We start from the raw sequence: 16870 nt of genomic DNA, 5'->3' as shown, positions 1-16870 counted from the left end.
GAGAGGCTCTTGCGTGAAAAAAAGAGTAGACTCTGGGGTTGTGGCACGACCATAACGCACACACATCTCTGTTGGTTTTTTTATTTAGAGCACATTTCTTATTATGCGTACTGTACTGAATATCTTAAATTTCGTGTTAGGCGGTTTTTTTACTACCCTGGCCTGGGTGCTGGCAACGGTTGTCAGTGTGCTGCTGATCTTCACCCTGCCGCTGACCCGCTCCTGCTGGGAGATTACCAAACTTTCGCTGCTGCCTTACGGTAATGAAGCGATCCACGTTGATGAACTCCATCCGGAGAGCCGTAACGCCTTGCTGAGCGGCGGCGGCACCTTACTGAACATTGTATGGTTTGTGCTGTTTGGCTGGTGGCTTTGCCTGTCCCATATCGCTACCGGGATTGTGCAATGCGTGTCAATTATCGGTATTCCGGTGGGCCTCGCCAACTTCAAAATCGCGGCCATTGCCCTCTGGCCGGTAGGCCGCCGGGTAGTGCCGGTAGAGGTCGCCCAGCAGGCACGGGTAAATAACGCCCGTCGTTAAGGTATGCCGGGCCGCGGCCACCCGCTGCGGCCCGCTCTTCTGGCCCCGTGCCGGGCTGATTTTCTCTTTTCCGGAGTGTGTTGTGCTCGCTTATGCCCCTGGCCTGCGCCGGTATATTTATAACAGCAGTATTCTCTACTATATCCGTATCACCCTGGCCCTGACCGGGGCCGCGGCGGCCCCCTGGTGGCTTGGGCAACCAAAGCTGACCATTCCGCTTACGCTTGGGGTAGTGGCTGCCGCCCTGGCGGATCTGGATGACCGGCTGGCCGGACGCCTGCGTAATCTGTTTATTACCCTGCTCTGTTTCTTTATCGCCTCTGCGTCCATTGAGCTGCTGTTTCCCTATCCCTGGCTGTTTGCCGCCGGGCTGACGCTGTCGACCTGCGGCTTTATCTTGCTGGGCGCGCTCGGGCAGCGCTATGCCACCATTGCGTTTGGCGCGTTGCTGATCGCGGTTTACACCATGCTGGGAACGTCGATGTATCATGTGTGGTATCAGCAACCGCTGCTGCTGTTGTGCGGTGCCGTCTGGTATAACCTGCTGACGCTGATGGGGCACCTGATTTTCCCTATCCGGCCGTTACAGGAGCAGATTGCCCGCAGTTTTGATCAACTGGCGCATTATCTGGATGCGAAATCCAACCTGTTTGATCCCGATCTGGAAGAGGGAAACCAGGCCCTGATTGAGGTTGCCATGGCCAACAGTGCGCTGGTGGCCACGTTGAACCAGACCAAAGCCTCGCTGCTGACCCGGCTGAAGGGCGATCGCGGCCAGCGCGGCACCCGCCGCACCCTGCACTACTATTTTGCCGCCCAGGATATTCATGAGCGGGCCAGTTCTACCCATGCGCAATACCGCGAACTGAACGAAAAATTCCGCTACAGCGACATCATGTTCCGCTTCCAACGGATGCTGAGTATGCAGGCGCGCGCCTGCCAGCATCTGGCCCAGTGTATTTTGCTGCAACAGACTTACCAGCATAACAGCCAGTTTGAGCGGGCCTTCGGCCAGCTGCAGGCGACCTTGGTGCGCCTGGCGGACGATCCGGATAACCGCGAGCTGCTTCGCGCCTTGCAGCATCTGTTGAAAAACCTGCGGGCAATTGATGCCCAGCTGGCTAATATTGAATCAGAACAGGCGCTGGCAACCGGCCAGCAGCAGGAGACCCGCCTGTCAGAGGAGCGGCTCTCCGGCTGGAGTGACATGCTGCTGCGTTTTCGCCGTAACCTGACGCCGCAATCTGCCCTGTTCCGCCATGCCATCCGGATGTCTGTGGTGCTGTGTGCCGGCTATACCTTTATACAGGTCACCGGCATGGACCATGGTTACTGGATTTTGCTGACCAGCCTGTTTGTCTGCCAGCCTAACTACAATGCCACCCGCCGCCGGCTGGCATTGCGGATTATCGGTACCCTGGCCGGGGTACTGCTGGGGTTACCGATTCTCTATTTTGTGCCCTCCACCGAGGGGCAACTGATTCTTATTGTCATCAGTGGCGTGCTGTTTTTTGCGTTCCGGAATGTGCAGTATGCCCATGCCACTATGTTTATTACGTTTCTGGTGCTGCTCTGCTTTAACCTGTTGGGTGAAGGGTTTGAAGTGGCACTGCCGCGCGTCATCGATACCCTGCTGGGGTGTGCCATCGCCTGGGCAGCGGTGACCTTTATCTGGCCTGACTGGCGTTTCCGCCAGCTCCCGCTGGTGATTGATAAAACGCTCAATGCCAACTGCCGTTATCTGGACGCCATCTTAGTGCAATACCACCAGGGGCGAGACAACCGGCTCGACTACCGTATTGCCCGCCGGGATGCGCACAATGGCAACGCAGAGCTGGCCTCGGTGATTTCCAGCATGTCGGCTGAGCCGGGCAACAGCAGCGCCATCCAGGAGCAAGCCTTCCGGCTGTTATGCCTGAACCATACACTGCTGAGCTATATTTCGGCGTTGGGTGCCCATCGCGGTCAGCTGAAAGACGGCAATGTCCTGAGCATTCTGGATGATGCCGTCTGTTATGTAGACGGGGCACTGCATCTGATGACGCAGGACGCCGGGCGGCTGCAGCGGCTGCTGGCAAGCCTGTCACAGCGGGTGGCTGCGGTGGTGCCGGAGGCAGAAAGCCGCGAGCAACTGGTGCTGCAACAGGTAGGGTTGATACTGGGCCAATTGCCTGAATTAATCGCCCTGCACCAACGGCTGACTCACCCTGCTGCCTGAATAGCGGGATGTCCAGAACATTGCACAAGCATGATGGCCGGCCGCAAGCCGGCCATCCCCTCAGCGACGGTATTTCGTGGTCGCCGTCGGGTGCCGGGTTTCATACCAGCTACGCAGTTCATCGCGCTTTTCCGCCGGTAAAGCCGCTTCGTGATAACCGGTAATCGCACCTTCCAGGGCATAGAGCACTTTAATACTGAGCGGAATATCATCCGTATCCAGTTTGAGGTAACACGCCTTCGCTCCCTGCGCTTTTAACTGTTCCTGATTACTGATACCGGCGTCTAACAGCAGGCTTTCAAGATACCCGCCAATATTGGGTAAGCCTTTCAGCCGCTCGCGGTTCTGCTTCTCTGCACGCTCTTGCCTGGCGCCGTTCAATGCCAGGGTTGCCAGTTGCAGAAACAGTGTCGGGTCTTGCCAGCCCGCGTCAGTAAGCTGGAAGTACGAGAGCGTAAGAGGCAACCCACGCCGGATATAACGCAACCGGGTCATCTGATGGTGGTGAAATACCTCTTCTATTTGCGCAGTTGCCCTCAGATAAAGTTCATCCTGCAGAAACAGGCCAAACATGACGTTATCTGCCAGCACCCCATACCCGCCAAACTGCGGCCTCGTATGAATTTCACCCAACGGTGCCAGTATCTGTTTCGTCTGATCGATCCTTTTTTCGTATAGGTTCTTCATTACTATTTCCTTTAGTAAATATATTCGCTTCCTAAATAACTACATTAAGAACAAGCAATTACAAAATACGTAAACTTACCGGCGCTGCCAATTACAAAATGCCGTTACAAGGATTTACGTATCAAATCTGCGAGACGTATTGAAAGAATCGCATTGATCTTTGCGGAAAGTGGAGATACTGTATATACATACAGTGACATCAGGGCAGGGAAATTATGCGTCCATCTTCTCATAACTATCAGACTGGCGAGCACGCTCAGATAACAATGCCATCCTCTTCTTTTCAGGCGCCTGCCAATCACCTTGGCGGCCTGGTCAGTGAGTTCGTTTACAGTGAGGATCAACCTGCTCTGGCCCAGATTCTTCTCCCCCTCCTCCATCATCTGGGTACACAGTCACGTTGGCTGCTCTGGCTCGCACCGCAACAAAAGTTGAGCCGTAACTGGCTGCGTCATTCCGGCCTGCCGGTCGATAAGGTGGTACAACTGAGAGCTATTCAGCCCACCTCCACGGTGGATGCCATGGAAAAAGCGTTGCAGAGCGGCAATTACAGTGTGGTGCTGGGGTGGTTACCGGAACTGACCGATAAAGAACGGGAAAGGTTGCAACGGGCGGCGCAATTGGGGCGGGCGTATGGCTTCATTATGCGGCCTCAATATGAGGGGCGGGCATCCCGGGGACATCTGCCTTCACTTAAAATTCACTCCTCCCGCTATCATTGAAAGAAATTAGGAATATTCTCATGAAAAAAGCCTTTTTTTCCGTCAAAAGCACTTTTACTGGCGGTTTTAGCGGCTTGTTTACCGCTTGTTAAGGGATTTTTTCACGTAATTTCGTCACCAATTGCCCGAACATGTTAAAAATTATGTACGTTTTGCGCCTTTTTGCGGGTTCAGGAAAACTTCATACTTGTAAGTTTCACACCACGTTGTAGACTTTACATCGCCAAGGTTGCTCTATAAGGCCAAATCAATTGGCAAAGTCACTAACGGAAGCAATAACCTTGGCGAAGGATTTTAACCAAGGGCTTATAACAGCTTAAAGCTCATTGCCTATTTGGATGATAACGAGGCGCAAAATGAAAAAGACAGCTATCGCATTAGCAGTGGCACTGGCAGGTTTCGCTACCGTAGCGCAAGCCGCCCCGAAAGATAACACCTGGTACACCGGTGCTAAAGTGGGCTGGTCCCAGTTCCATGACACAGGTTTCTATGGTAACGGCTACAACGGTGTGGGCAATGGCCCAACCCACGACAGCCAAGTAGGTGCAGGTGCGTTCGCGGGCTACCAAGCGAACCAATACCTGGGCTTTGAAATGGGATATGACTGGCTTGGCCGTATGCCTTACAAAGGCAGCGTCAACAACGGTGCTTTCAAAGCACAGGGCATCCAGCTGGCAGCTAAACTGAGCTACCCGATCTATGATGACCTGGACCTGTACACCCGTCTGGGTGGCATGGTATGGCGTGCTGACTCCACTGCTTCTGTGAACGGCAACCGCATCAGCGACCACGACACCGGCGTTTCTCCGCTGGCCGCAGTGGGTGTTGAATACGCACTGACCAAAAACTGGGCTACCCGCCTGGACTACCAGTGGGTTAACAACATCGGCGACGCAGCGACCGTTGGTGCACGTCCTGACAACGCCATGGTGAGCCTGGGTGTTTCTTACCGTTTCGGCCAGGATGATATGGCTGCTCCGGCACCGGCTCCGACTCCGGCCCCGGCTCCGGTTGTTGAAACCAAGCGTTTCACCCTGAAGTCTGACGTTCTGTTCAACTTCAACAAATCCACCCTGAAAGGCGAAGGCCAGCAGGCTCTGGATCAGCTGTACACCCAGCTGAGCTCCATGGATCCGAAAGACGGTTCCGTTGTTGTTCTGGGCTTCAGTGACCGTATCGGTTCTGACCAGTACAACCAAAAACTGTCTGAGCAACGCGCTCAGAGCGTTGTGGATTACCTGGTATCCAAAGGTATCCCGGCTGACAAAATCTCTGCACGTGGCATGGGTGAAACCCAGCCTGTTACCGGTTCTACCTGTGACAGCGTGAAAGGCCGTGCTGCTCTGATCAACTGCCTGGGCCCAGATCGTCGCGTAGAGATCGAAGTTAAAGGCATCAAAGACGTTGTAACTCAGCCGCAGGCTTAAGTTAAACGTACGTTATTTAAAAACCCCGCTTCGGCGGGGTTTTTTTATGCGCGTTTGTACCAATGTAGAGAGATGCAGAAGGGGGAATACCTGGGCGATTTACTCTTTTTTAGAGAGGATTTCCTGCAGATCCTGCCTGAGAGATGACATCTGGCTGGCGTACTTCTCTTTGCGCTCTGCATCTTCAATCAGCTGTACCACAGTTTCCGACAGGGTGACACCGCGCCGTCGTGCCAATCCTGCCAACCGCTGCCAGACCAGGAACTCCAGGTCGATGGACTTTTTGCGGGTATGCTGATGTTCTGCGTTAAAATGCCGTTTACGCCGCGCCCGGATAGTCTGTTTCATCCGGTTATCGAGCGACGGATTCATATGCCGGGTTATCCATTGCAGCACATTCACCGGCGTGTTTTCCATCTTCAGTAATTCTTGTACGGCTTCTTGCGCAGCGCTGTTTTCAAGATAGCGGGTAATGCGTTCCCCTTCCCGGTGTTTTTTCACCAGGTATTTCCATTTCCATCCGCTTTCCAGATTTTCCAGTTGCTGATATTTCATCGCGCGCCTTATGTGACCGTGTAACTTTACTAAAGCATAACAGTTTTGCCGGGAGTTTTTATGAATTTTCGCCGCTTCGCTTGCCTGTTTTTTACACAGCACTTCGCTATTGTCAAACAGCATCGACTTAAGAATAACTCTGCTTATATGCAGCCTTCGTTATTCTTGTATAATCGCCCTTTCCCTTTTTGCTGATTGACCCTAACACTTTGACCAATAACCGACTTGAATGGCAGTCACTCGTTCCTGACGCCGCGCCTTATCAGACATTATTCGCTACGGCGCCTGACATGGCACCGATAACCTTCGCAGTGACCCAGCCCCGCCTGGAAAATGGCTTGACGCTGTTCTGTCATCCACAGTCACGCCCGCGCATCATGACGGTTAAAGCCCAGGAGAGCCGTGCCTATCTTGCGGTGATCGCGGGCGTGGTCGATACCCTGCTGCCGGATAACGAGCAACCTGTCGGCAGCCATTACCAGATTGCCGGAACGCGCGCCACACTGTCACCAGCCCTGCCCCAGGGCGGCCCTTTTGTGGCTGACACACGCTGCCTGTACCGGGAATGGATCGAACCGGAGCAACTCTTCGGCCGCGCCGGTCTGTTAAATGGGGAAGTCGTGCTGCACCCCGGTGCCGTGCACCAGGTGAACGGTGGGGTATTAATCCTCAGCGCCCGTACCCTGCTGGCCCAGCCGCTGATGTGGCTGCGCCTGAAACAGATTATCAGTGAAGGGCTGTTCCGCTGGGTTTCCCCGGATGAAACCCGTCCGCTGCCGGTAAGCATCCCGGCGATGCCGCTCAACCTCAAACTGATTATCGTCGGTGACCGCCACGGGCTGGCCGATCTTAATGAGATGGAGCCGGAACTGGTTGAGCACGGGTTATACGGTGAATTCGAAGGTGAGCTGCCGCTGACCGAGCCTGAAGACATGGCCACCTGGTGCGCCTATATCAACACCCTGGCTGACAGCCAGGATCTGCCGCGCCCGGCAGAAAATGCCTGGCCAATGCTGTTGACGCAGGCGGTACGTTTCAGCGGCGATCAGGGTAGCCTGCCGCTCTGCCCTGAGTGGATCACGGCCCTGCTCTCCGAAGCAGCCCTCTACTGCGAAGAGACGCTGCTGGATGAAAAAGCCTTGGATGCCGCGTTGCAGGCCAAAGCCTGGCGTGAAAGCTATCTGGCAGAGCGTATGCAGGATGAGATTGAGCTGGGCCAGATCCTGATTGAAACTGAGGGCGAGGTCATCGGCCAGATTAACGGCTTATCGGTGCTTGAGTATCCCGGCCACCCGCGCGCCTTTGGCGAACCTTCCCGCATCAGTTGCGTGGTGCACGCAGGCGACGGCGAATTTAATGACGTCGAGCGCAAAGCGGAACTTGGCGGAAATCTGCATGCCAAAGGCATGATGATTATGCAGGCCTACCTGATTTCTGAATTGGATCAGGATCAGCCGCTGCCCTTCTCAGCGTCGCTGGTTTTTGAGCAATCTTACGGTGAAGTGGATGGCGACAGTGCCTCACTGGCAGAGCTGTGCGCCCTGATCAGTGCCCTGGCGCAACAGCCCATTAACCAGCAGATTGCGGTGACCGGCTCCGTGGACCAATTCGGCAACGTCCAGCCCATCGGCGGCGTGAACGAAAAAGTTGAGGGCTTCTTTGAGGTCTGCCAACGGCGTGGGCTGACCGGTAAGCAGGGCGTCATCCTGCCGCTGGCTAACCTGCGCCATCTGTGCCTGCAACCGCAGGTCGTGGAGGCCGTACGTGAGGGCCAGTTCCATCTGTGGGCTGTCTCCTCCGCGGCTGAAGCATTAACCATAATCACTGGCGTAACGTATGCTGACGAGCAGCAACCCAGCTTACTGGGCGCCATTCAGGATCGCATTGCACAAGTCACCGCGCATGAACGCCGGCATCTGCCCTGGTTCTTACGTTGGTTAACCTGGCTCAGCCGCGGCTGATCGGACTTGTTCAGCTTACACTTGTAAGCTAATCTGCGACCTTCATTAAAATAGGGCTACATCGACATGGTAGAAAAACGCGACTCTTACACGAAAGAAGATCTGGAAGCCTCTGGCCGCAGTGAGCTGTTTGGCGCAGGCGGCCCGCCGCTGCCGTCAGGCAATATGCTGATGATGGATCGCATCGTCAAAATGAGCGAAGACGGCGGCAGCCATAACAAAGGCTACGTGGAAGCGGAGCTGGATATCAACCCTGACCTGTGGTTCTTTGGTTGTCACTTTATTGGTGACCCGGTCATGCCGGGCTGCCTGGGCCTGGATGCCATGTGGCAGCTGGTCGGCTTCTATCTGGGCTGGCTGGGTGGCGAAGGCAAAGGCCGCGCACTGGGCGTGGGCGAGGTGAAATTCACCGGCCAGGTTCTGCCGACCGCCAAGAAAGTCACCTATCGCATTAACTTCAAGCGTGTAATCAACCGTAAGCTGATCATGGGCGTGGCTGATGGTGAAGTGCTGGTCGACGGTAAAGTCATCTATACCGCCAGCGACCTGAAAGTGGGCCTGTTTAAAGACACCAGCGTTTTCTAAGCCCCAATAAAAACCTCCGCGCCTGGCGGAGGTTCTTCCCTTTTCTTACAGGGCGCCGCTTATGCAGCGGTCACGGCCCTGTCCTCCATGGCTTGTCGCCAACCTCCCAACCAGTGAGACCGGGCGTCCAACGATTGATAGGGACATAATTCCCTGGGACGACCTGAAATACCTGCGTGATACCCGCGTGAATGTGCCCGTTCCAGGCGATCGCGTTTCTGTCTCTTCATCATATGCCTTATTTCCCTCATTCATGGTCTGGTGGAAAGAAAACAGTGGTCGCCGCAGTCTGCGTACGCCACGTTTAAGCAATAGTCCTTTAAGAGGGGAAGATCAATGCGCAAAATTCACGCCAATGTCACATTTGTGAGATATATAAGCAGAATCAGGTAACTCACTGATGTAAATGATAATAGCGCAACATGTTGTTTATTAAAGAAACAGATAAAAAAGCCCGATGAGCGAACCGCGTTATGCGACCTGCTCACCGGGCTTTATCGTTTTTTCTGCTGATTATTTTACATAGGCCGCAATCACGCCAGCTTGCTGTTGCCAACCCTGCGCCAGAGTGCGCACCAGATTGTCATAGCCATCTTCCGGCTGGTTCAGTTGCAGGTTAAAAGGCTGTGTAACGGTCCGGCCGTTCTGTGTCAGCGTCCATTGCCCGCTGACAACGGCCTTGCCGTCATAACGGCCATGGAAGCCAGTGACGGTAACGTTCAGCACATCCTGATCGCCGGCCAGCGTCTGCGAGGAGACCAGCCAGCCCGGCAGATCACGGCTTAACTGCGTGACCAGGGTTTGTTGCAGCTGCTGCTCCAGCGGGCTGGCCCACAGGTTGTCTTTGGCGATGACATACTGCACATCGTTAGTCTGGTAAACCACCCCGGTGCCGTTCAGGTAATCCGCAACGCCCACATGTTCGATCCATAACTGGCGTTGCGTGGTTTGCGCTGGTGTAGCGGCAGCCGCAGCCGCAGCCGCAGCGGGCAAATCGGGCAATTGATAGTAGGTTTTGCCGCTGTCATCACTGCTGCACGCGGCCAGCAGAGCGGCCATCGTGACAGGAACTATCCATTTCATCATTTTTTGGCCTTCTTCGGCTGGGGATCGGGGCTGTCAGATGCTTCAAACACCAATGCATTGCTCTTGTCATTGATAGTACGCAGCACCGGTTGCAGTTCACGCATTACCTGATCAAGGCGCTGCATGTCCGCCACCATTTTGGTGTAGGCCGGTGAGCCGGGCTGGAAGCCTTTCATGCTGCGGTTCAACTCCAGCAGCGTTTTCTGCATGTCGGCCGGCAGGTTCTGCATCTCTTTGCTGGAGGTGATTTTGTTCAGCGACGCCATGGTGCGCTGTGTTTCTGCCAGCGTGCGCTTACTCTGCGCCAGGGTCTGCGTGGCTTCTTCAATCAGCGGGTTCAGCGGCAGCGCATTGATCTTGTCCAGCGTCATCATCACTTTCTGCTGAATCTGTGCCAGGCCACCGCTGGTGGTCGGCAGCAGTTCGTAACCGCCCAGCTTATGCGGCCCTTTCCACGGTTTCTCATTCGGGTAGAAGTCGAGATCGATATACAGCGCGCCGGTCAGCAAGTTGCCTGACTTCAGTGATGCCCGCATGCCGCGTTGCAGGGCATCTTTCAGCGCAGCTTCCATATCAAAGTTTTTGCCCAGCTGCTTGGTGAAGCGATCGGGTTCAATACGGATCAACACCGGGATGCGGTAATCGCTGTCAATTTGCTGCTCGATGCCGGGAATCGTGAACGGTACGGAGGAGACCGTCCCCAGCCGGATGCCGCGGAACTCTACCGGCGCGCCCGGCGAGAGGCCGCGGATCGAGTCGGAGAAGAACATCACAAAGTCGCGGTGCTCGGTGTAGAGCGAATCCTGGATGCTGCGCTGGTCGTCAAACAGGGTGTACTCCGCATGCTCCTGCGCCTGTTCACCCCGCTCCCAGCCGCCCGGCACGTCAAAGCTCACTCCGCCGCTGAACAGCGTGGTCAGCGACCCCATCTCCACCCGCATTCCCTGCGAGGACATATCAAAGTTGACGCCGCTGTCTTTCCAGAAGCGCACGTTGCTGGTCACCAGCGAGTCATACGGCGCATTGATAAACAGTTGGTAATGCATAGAGCGCGTTTGGGTATCAAACTGGCTGGTCTCGACCGAGCCGACGCGATAGCCACGAAACAGTACCGGATCGCCGGGATTAAGCTGGCCGGAGCGTTCGCTGTCCAGCACCACCCGGATCCCTTTGGCATCCGGCGCCGCCAGCGGCGGGGAATCGAGCAACTGGTACTGTGCCGGTTCCTCACCTTTGCGGCCCGGCTGCAATTCAATATAGGCGCCGGAAAGCAGGGTGCCGAGGCCGGAGATGCCCTCTTTACCAATCTGCGGTTTGACGACCCAGAACGCGGAGTCACCTTTCAGCAGCTTCTTCATATCCGGGTTCAGGCGGGCTTTAAGGATCACGTGGTTAAGGTCGTCACTCAGGGTCACGCTCTCTACCCGGCCGACGTCAACGTTGCGGCTTTTGATGGTGGTTTTACCGCCCTCAATGCCTTCGGCCGTGGTGGTGATCAGGGTCACTTCCGGCCCCTGATGGCTGAAGTGGTAGAACAGGATCCAGGCGCCGATCAGCGCTGTCACAATCGGCACAATCCATACCGGTGACCAGCGTTTGATCTTCTCCACCCTGGCGGTGCCTTCATTTGCTGTCAAGATGCAGCTCCTTTTGGTTTTTTCTATTCAGACCGTCCCAGCTTAATCTGGGATCAAAGGTCATGGCAGCAATCATGGTCAGGATCACTACCATGGCAAATAACACCGCAGCGACCTGCGGGTAAACATTCATCAGCTGCCCGATTCTGACCAGTGCCGAGAGCACCGCAATCACAAACACGTCGATCATCGACCAGCGGCCGACGAACTCCACCACTTCATAAATCAGGTGCATCCGCTCGCTGTCACGCTGCCGGTCAGGGTGGCGCGCGTCCCAGCAGAGCCAGGCGATCGCCATCATCTTCAGGGTCGGCACCATAATACTGGCGATAAAAATCACCATCGCCACCGGATAGGAGCCGTCGCTCCACAGCAGCACCACGCCCGCCATAATGGTGGAAGGCGCCGGGTTACCCAGCAGTTCGGTGTTCATGATCGGCAGGATATTGGCCGGAATATAGAGCAGCGCGGCAGTGACCAGCAGCGCCATCGTCCATTGAAGGCTGTGTTTTTTGCGCAGATGGCCTTTGGTGGCGCAGCGCGGGCATTGTTCCTGTTCGGCCGGTAACACGGCCGTGCAGCAAGGGCAGCCACGCAACTGCTGCTGCAACCCGCTCTCCCCCACGCGCAGCACGCGCTTAAGCGTCGGCGCAGGGGCAATGTCATTCCACATGCCGCGCCGGTCAAGGCACTGGAACGCCCGCAGTTGCAACAGGCAGAACAACACATAGGCGTAGAAACTCAGGTTCACGCCGATATTGCCGTAAGCCATCAGCTTAACGAAGCTGACCAGTACCCCAGCCAGGAAGATCTCCACCATGCTCCAGGCTTTCAGCATAAACAGCCAGCGTGCCAGCCTGGCTTTCAGCGCCTGCGGCATCTGAACCCGCAGGCAAAGCAGGATAATCGTGACCATACAGAACGCCGGCACCAGCTGCACAAACAGGATGAACAAGCCCGCCATGCTGGCGTAATCCTCTGACATCATCACCTGCGGGATTTGGTACAGCGAAATTTCGCTGCTTAGCCCTTTGACATGGATATTGATGAACGGGAAAAGATTGGCCAGTAACAGCATAAACAGGGCGCTTAACGCAAAGACCATCGGGCGGCGGCGCGGTTCTGACCAGGCAGTCTGGAGGGTGGTATGACAACGCGGACAGTTTGCCCGGTTGCCGGGGGATAAAGCAGGTAAAGTGACCATCAGGTCACATTGCGGGCACAACAGGGGATCATCAGAACGGTGCGCGTGCACGGCTTCACTCCTCAACGGCATGGTGCTCTCAACGGCATAATGCTCCTTAGCAAAGAATGGCGGCCGGGGCCGGCCGCCGTTTTCCTTATCCGTTCTTCTGCGCTTCGAGGCTTTCCCAACGCTCAAAGGCGGCTTCCAGTTCGCTCTCGGCAGTGGCCAGCGCATCAATGACACGTTGTGTTTCGTCATGCGGCTGGCTGAAGAAACTGGCGTCGCTCATGGTGTTCTGCAGCGCCGCAATCTCTTTTTCTAACGCATCGATGCGTTGCGGCAATTGCTCCAGTTCGCGTTGCAGATTATAGCTTAGCTTGTTTGCCGGACGTTTGGCATTGTCTGCTTTGGGTGCAGGGGCGGCGCTTTTCTCCTGCACAGCCGGTGCCGCGCGCAAAGCACGGGTTGCAGCACGCTGCTGGTGGGCATCGTGGTAGCCGCCAACGTAACTGTTGATTACGCCCTGCCCTTCGAAGATCCAGCATTCAGTCACACAGTTGTCGACGAATTCACGGTCATGGCTGACCAGCATCACGGTACCCTGATAGCCATCAATCAGCTCTTCCAGCAGTTCCAGCGTTTCGACGTCGAGGTCGTTGGTGGGTTCATCGAGGATCAGCAGGTTGCTGGGGCGCAGGAACAGGCGCGCCAGCAGCAGGCGGTTACGTTCCCCGCCTGACAGCGCCTTCACCGGCGTCATGGCGCGTTTCGGGTGGAACAGGAAGTCCTGCAAATAGCCCAGCACATGGCGGGAACGGCCATTGACCATCACTTCCTGCTTACCTTCGGCCAGGTTGTCCATCACCGTGCGTTCCGGGTCCAGCTCCGCGCGGTGCTGGTCAAAGTAGGCGACTTCCAGTTTTGTACCGCAGTGTACCCGGCCGCTGTCAGCTTTCAGTTGGCTGAGCATCAGTTTCAGCAGGGTGGTTTTACCACAGCCGTTCGGGCCGACCAGCGCAATCTTGTCACCGCGCTGTACCTGGGCGGTGAAATTGGAAACCAGTTGCTTGTCGCCCACGCGGTAGCTGACATTTTCCAGCTCAAACACAATCTTGCCGGAGCGGCTCGCCTCTTCAACCTGCATTTTCGCGGTGCCCATCACCTCACGGCGATCGGAGCGCTCGCGGCGCAGCGCTTTCAGGGCGCGTACACGGCCCTCATTACGGGTACGGCGCGCTTTGATGCCCTGACGGATCCACACCTCTTCCTGCGCCAGCTTGCGGTCAAACTCCGCGTTTTGCAGCTCCTCTACCCGCAACGCCTCTTCTTTCGCGGTGAGATAGAGATCGTAATTGCCCGGATAGGAGACCAGCTTGCCGCGATCCAGATCCACAATGCGCGTCGCCATATTGCGGATAAAGGAACGGTCATGCGAGATGAAGATAATGCTGCCCTGGAACTCTTTCAGGAAGCCTTCCAGCCAGTTGATCGTCTCGATATCCAGGTGGTTGGTCGGTTCATCCAGCAGCAACACCTGCGGGGAGCTGACCAGCGCCCGGCCCAGGGCGGCTTTACGCAGCCAGCCACCGGAGAGCGACGAGAGCTCGGCATCGCCGTTCAGCGAAAGCTGGGCCAGCACTTCCTGGATACGGCTGTCGAGCTGCCACAGCCCCTGATGGTCAAGGATCTCCATCACCTGCGCCATTTTGGCCAGATTCTTCTCGCTCGGGTCAACTTCCACCAGATGGGAAATCGCGTGATACGCCTTCAGGTGTTCCGCCTGCTCGGCGACGCCTTCGGCCACAAAGTCAAATACCGTGCCACCAATGTTACGCGGCGGGTCCTGTTGCAGGCGCGCCACAATCAGATCCTGCTCATACACGATGCGGCCATCATCCAGCGGCACTTCCCGGTTCAGGATTTTCATCAGCGTGGATTTCCCCGCGCCGTTGCGGCCGACCAGGCAGACACGTTCATTTGGCTCGATGTGGAGTTCGGTGTTATCCAACAGCGGGGCATCACTGAAGGAGAGCCAGGCACCTGACATACTGATTAAAGACATAAAAGTTACTTTTCCTCGCCGGCGCGGGTGAGCAGCCAGCAGTTGTGAATCTGACGGTTACGGGCAAAATCCTGGGACTGGGTCTGGGCGGTGATCTCTTTCGCCACCAGCCCGAGTTCGGCCAGACCGGCCATGTCCATCTGGAAGCCGCGTTTGTTGTTGGAGAACATGATGGTGCCGTTGCGGCGCAGCAGACGGGTCAGGTGCTTCATCAGCGCCAGGTGGTCACGCTGCACGTCGAAGGAGTCAGCCATGCGCTTGGAGTTGGAGAAGGTCGGCGGATCGATGAAAATCACGTCGAACTGCTCATTGGCCTCACTCAGCCAGGAGAGGCAATCCGCCTGGATCAGGCGGTGCTGGCGGCCGGTCAGGCCGTTGACCCGCAGGTTTTTCTCCGCCCACTCCAGATACGTCCGGGACATATCCACGGTGGTGGTGCTGCGCGCCCCGCCCAGCCCGGCGTGTACGCTGGCGGTGCCGGTGTAGGCGAACAGGTTCAGGAAATCTTTGCCTTTGCTCATTTCGCCCAGCATCCGGCGGGCAATGCGGTGGTCGAGGAACAGGCCGGTGTCGAGGTAGTCCGTGAGGTTGACCCACAGTTTGGCGTCAAACTCCTGCACCAGCAGGAACTCGCCTTTCTGCGCCAGTTTTTCATACTGGTTTTTGCCTTTCTGCCGCTCGCGGGTCTTCAGCACCAGTTGATTGGACGGCAGATCCAGCACCGACAGCGTGGCGTTGATCACATCAAACAGGCGCTGACGTGCTTTCTGCGCATCAATGGTTTTCGGCGGCGCATACTCCTGCACCACCACTTTGCTGCCGTAGCGGTCCACGGCGACGTTATATTCCGGCAGGTCGGCGTCATACAGGCGGTAACACTCAATGCCCTGCTGTTTGGCCCACTTCTCCAGCTTACGCAGGTTTTTGCGCAGGCGGTTGGCGAAATCCTCGGCGATCTGGCCGCCGGTGACACCCTCCGGATTTTCCGCCAGCTGGTAGTTTTTCTGTACGCACTCCAGCGGGCCGTTTTTCGCTTTGAACTGACGCTCTGCCCGCAGTTGCAGGCAGCTCAGCAGCTCCGGCGAGGCGCTGAACAGCGACAGCTGCCAGCCGCCGAACTGGGTTTTCATGATGCGGCCAAGCAGGTTATGCAGGGCAATCAGCGCCGGTTCACTCTCCAGGCGCTCACCATACGGCGGGTTACTGATCACGGTACCGCGCGGGCCTTCCGGCAGCGGGTTGACCAGCTTGCTGACATCATTACTGTTAAAGGTGATCAGCTCCGCCACCCCGGCACGACGGGCGTTGGCGCGCGCCATCTCAATCACGCGGCGGTCGATGTCCGAGCCGAAGAAGCGGGAGGTGGTCTCCTGCAGGCCGCGGCGCGCGCGCACCTGTGCCTCAGTGGTGACTTCGCGCCACAGGTCAGCATTGAAGCCGTTCCAGGCGGTAAAGCCCCAATACTGGCGATGCAGGCCGGGTGCACGGTCGGAGGCGATCATCGCACCCTCAATCAGCAGCGTACCGGAACCGCACATCGGGTCGAGCAGCGGTGTTCCGGCTGCCCAGCCGGAGCGCATCACAATCGCCGCCGCCAGGTTCTCTTTCAGCGGGGCCGCACCGGTCAGGTCACGGTAACCACGCTGGTGCAGGCCGTCGCCGCTCAGATCCAGCGCCACGCTGGCGGTGTCACGTTGCAGGAACACATTGACGCGGATGTCCGGTTGCTGTTTCGCCACGTTCGGCCGCTGGTCAATTTTGCGGGTGAAGCTGTCAACGATGGCATCCTTGACCTTCAGCGCGCCGTACTGGCTGTTACGGATCTCATCATTCAGGCCGCTGAAATGTACGGCAAAGGTTTTGTCGACGCCAAACACCGAAGGCCAGTCAATCGCCATTACGCCGAGGTAGAGGTCCAGATCGCTGTGTACCTTGAATTCATTCAGCGGCAGCAAAATGCGGGACGCCAGGCGGCTCCACAGCAGGCTTTGGTACAAAAGACGATCGTCGCCCTGAAAATGTACCCCACCCTGTACCACTTTACAGGCGTGGGCGCCCAGCGCTTCCAGTTCGCTTTTTAACAGTTCTTCCAGACCACGCGCCGTGCTGGCAAACAGAGAGTTCATATCGACTTATCACCAAATAGAAAATTGTTGCGCATTATAGCTAATCCCACCCGCTTGTCATAAAGTTGCTGACTCTC

The 16870-nt window shown here is 56.5% G+C and carries 14 protein-coding genes; 6 read left to right on the top strand and 8 right to left on the bottom strand.

Features of this window, described 5'->3' with window-relative positions; translation table 11 throughout:
• Window positions 1-103 precede the first annotated feature (103 nt).
• Window positions 104-541: a YccF domain-containing protein gene (locus tag CYR55_RS00550; RefSeq protein ID WP_101814231.1), complete on the top strand. Its 438-nt coding sequence runs from the start codon at window positions 104-106 to the stop codon at window positions 539-541.
• An 82-nt stretch (window positions 542-623) separates the two neighbouring features.
• Complete coding sequence (gene yccS, locus CYR55_RS00545) at window positions 624-2759, top strand: YccS family putative transporter (protein WP_101814230.1); 2136 nt, start codon at window positions 624-626, stop codon at window positions 2757-2759.
• Window positions 2760-2819: 60 nt separating this feature from the next.
• Here the strand turns inward: yccS and CYR55_RS00540 are convergent, their stop codons facing one another.
• Window positions 2820-3446: a TfoX/Sxy family DNA transformation protein gene (locus CYR55_RS00540; RefSeq protein ID WP_101814229.1), complete on the bottom strand. Its 627-nt coding sequence runs from the start codon at window positions 3444-3446 to the stop codon at window positions 2820-2822.
• A gap of 215 nt (window positions 3447-3661) precedes the next feature.
• On the opposite strand from CYR55_RS00540, the gene sulA reads away from it, so the two are divergent.
• Together sulA and ompA are read left to right on the top strand one after the other, a co-directional pair.
• On the top strand, window positions 3662-4168 hold the full coding sequence (sulA, locus tag CYR55_RS00535) for an SOS-induced cell division inhibitor SulA (protein WP_101814228.1): 507 nt from the start codon (window positions 3662-3664) through the stop codon (window positions 4166-4168).
• A gap of 356 nt (window positions 4169-4524) precedes the next feature.
• Window positions 4525-5595 (top strand): porin OmpA, encoded by a 1071-nt coding sequence (gene ompA, locus CYR55_RS00530; RefSeq protein WP_101814227.1) that lies wholly within the window; start codon window positions 4525-4527, stop codon window positions 5593-5595.
• Between the two features lie 99 nt (window positions 5596-5694).
• Here ompA and matP read toward each other — a convergent pair whose 3' ends face one another.
• Window positions 5695-6150, bottom strand: coding sequence for a macrodomain Ter protein MatP (matP, locus tag CYR55_RS00525; protein ID WP_101814657.1), 456 nt, complete (start codon window positions 6148-6150; stop codon window positions 5695-5697).
• 209 nt (window positions 6151-6359) lie between these two features.
• Between matP and CYR55_RS00520 the strand changes: the two genes are divergently transcribed.
• On the top strand, window positions 6360-8111 hold the full coding sequence (locus CYR55_RS00520) for an AAA family ATPase (RefSeq protein WP_101814656.1): 1752 nt from the start codon (window positions 6360-6362) through the stop codon (window positions 8109-8111).
• A 66-nt stretch (window positions 8112-8177) separates the two neighbouring features.
• Window positions 8178-8696, top strand: coding sequence for a bifunctional 3-hydroxydecanoyl-ACP dehydratase/trans-2-decenoyl-ACP isomerase (fabA, locus tag CYR55_RS00515; RefSeq protein WP_072925683.1), 519 nt, complete (start codon window positions 8178-8180; stop codon window positions 8694-8696).
• Between the two features lie 59 nt (window positions 8697-8755).
• On the opposite strand, the gene rmf is transcribed toward fabA, so the two are convergent.
• From rmf to rlmKL, 6 genes are all read right to left on the bottom strand, one after another.
• Window positions 8756-8926: a ribosome modulation factor gene (rmf, locus tag CYR55_RS00510; protein ID WP_072926843.1), complete on the bottom strand. Its 171-nt coding sequence runs from the start codon at window positions 8924-8926 to the stop codon at window positions 8756-8758.
• A gap of 283 nt (window positions 8927-9209) precedes the next feature.
• Window positions 9210-9782: a membrane integrity-associated transporter subunit PqiC gene (pqiC, locus tag CYR55_RS00505; protein ID WP_101814226.1), complete on the bottom strand. Its 573-nt coding sequence runs from the start codon at window positions 9780-9782 to the stop codon at window positions 9210-9212.
• Window positions 9779-11419, bottom strand: coding sequence for an intermembrane transport protein PqiB (pqiB, locus tag CYR55_RS00500; protein ID WP_101814225.1), 1641 nt, complete (start codon window positions 11417-11419; stop codon window positions 9779-9781). The genes pqiC and pqiB overlap by 4 nt, the downstream gene beginning before the upstream one ends.
• Window positions 11406-12695 (bottom strand): membrane integrity-associated transporter subunit PqiA, encoded by a 1290-nt coding sequence (gene pqiA / locus CYR55_RS00495; protein ID WP_101814224.1) that lies wholly within the window; start codon window positions 12693-12695, stop codon window positions 11406-11408. Before pqiA ends, pqiB begins: the two co-directional genes overlap by 14 nt.
• A gap of 64 nt (window positions 12696-12759) precedes the next feature.
• On the bottom strand, window positions 12760-14667 hold the full coding sequence (locus CYR55_RS00490) for an ABC transporter ATP-binding protein (RefSeq protein ID WP_101814223.1): 1908 nt from the start codon (window positions 14665-14667) through the stop codon (window positions 12760-12762).
• 5 nt (window positions 14668-14672) lie between these two features.
• On the bottom strand, window positions 14673-16793 hold the full coding sequence (rlmKL, locus tag CYR55_RS00485) for a bifunctional 23S rRNA (guanine(2069)-N(7))-methyltransferase RlmK/23S rRNA (guanine(2445)-N(2))-methyltransferase RlmL (RefSeq protein ID WP_101814222.1): 2121 nt from the start codon (window positions 16791-16793) through the stop codon (window positions 14673-14675).
• Window positions 16794-16870 lie beyond the last annotated feature (77 nt).

This window comes from Chimaeribacter californicus, from assembly GCF_002858675.1.
Classification (GTDB): Bacteria; Pseudomonadota; Gammaproteobacteria; order Enterobacterales; family Enterobacteriaceae; genus Chimaeribacter; species Chimaeribacter californicus.
This window is presented reverse-complemented; position numbering and strand designations above follow the sequence as displayed.

Excerpts from the sequence above, each read along its gene's own strand:
- ompA (WP_101814227.1), top strand. The coding sequence starts at position 4,525 with ATGAAAAAGACAGCTATCGCATTAGCAGTGGCACTGGCAGGTTTCGCT.
- pqiA (WP_101814224.1), bottom strand. The coding sequence starts at position 12,695 with ATGCCGTTGAGGAGTGAAGCCGTGCACGCGCACCGTTCTGATGATCCC.
- pqiC (WP_101814226.1), bottom strand. The coding sequence starts at position 9,782 with ATGATGAAATGGATAGTTCCTGTCACGATGGCCGCTCTGCTGGCCGCG.
- CYR55_RS00550 (WP_101814231.1), top strand. The coding sequence starts at position 104 with ATGCGTACTGTACTGAATATCTTAAATTTCGTGTTAGGCGGTTTTTTT.
- sulA (WP_101814228.1), top strand. The coding sequence starts at position 3,662 with ATGCGTCCATCTTCTCATAACTATCAGACTGGCGAGCACGCTCAGATA.
- rlmKL (WP_101814222.1), bottom strand. The coding sequence starts at position 16,793 with ATGAACTCTCTGTTTGCCAGCACGGCGCGTGGTCTGGAAGAACTGTTA.
- CYR55_RS00540 (WP_101814229.1), bottom strand. The coding sequence starts at position 3,446 with ATGAAGAACCTATACGAAAAAAGGATCGATCAGACGAAACAGATACTG.
- matP (WP_101814657.1), bottom strand. The coding sequence starts at position 6,150 with ATGAAATATCAGCAACTGGAAAATCTGGAAAGCGGATGGAAATGGAAA.
- fabA (WP_072925683.1), top strand. The coding sequence starts at position 8,178 with ATGGTAGAAAAACGCGACTCTTACACGAAAGAAGATCTGGAAGCCTCT.
- rmf (WP_072926843.1), bottom strand. The coding sequence starts at position 8,926 with ATGAAGAGACAGAAACGCGATCGCCTGGAACGGGCACATTCACGCGGG.
- CYR55_RS00490 (WP_101814223.1), bottom strand. The coding sequence starts at position 14,667 with ATGTCTTTAATCAGTATGTCAGGTGCCTGGCTCTCCTTCAGTGATGCC.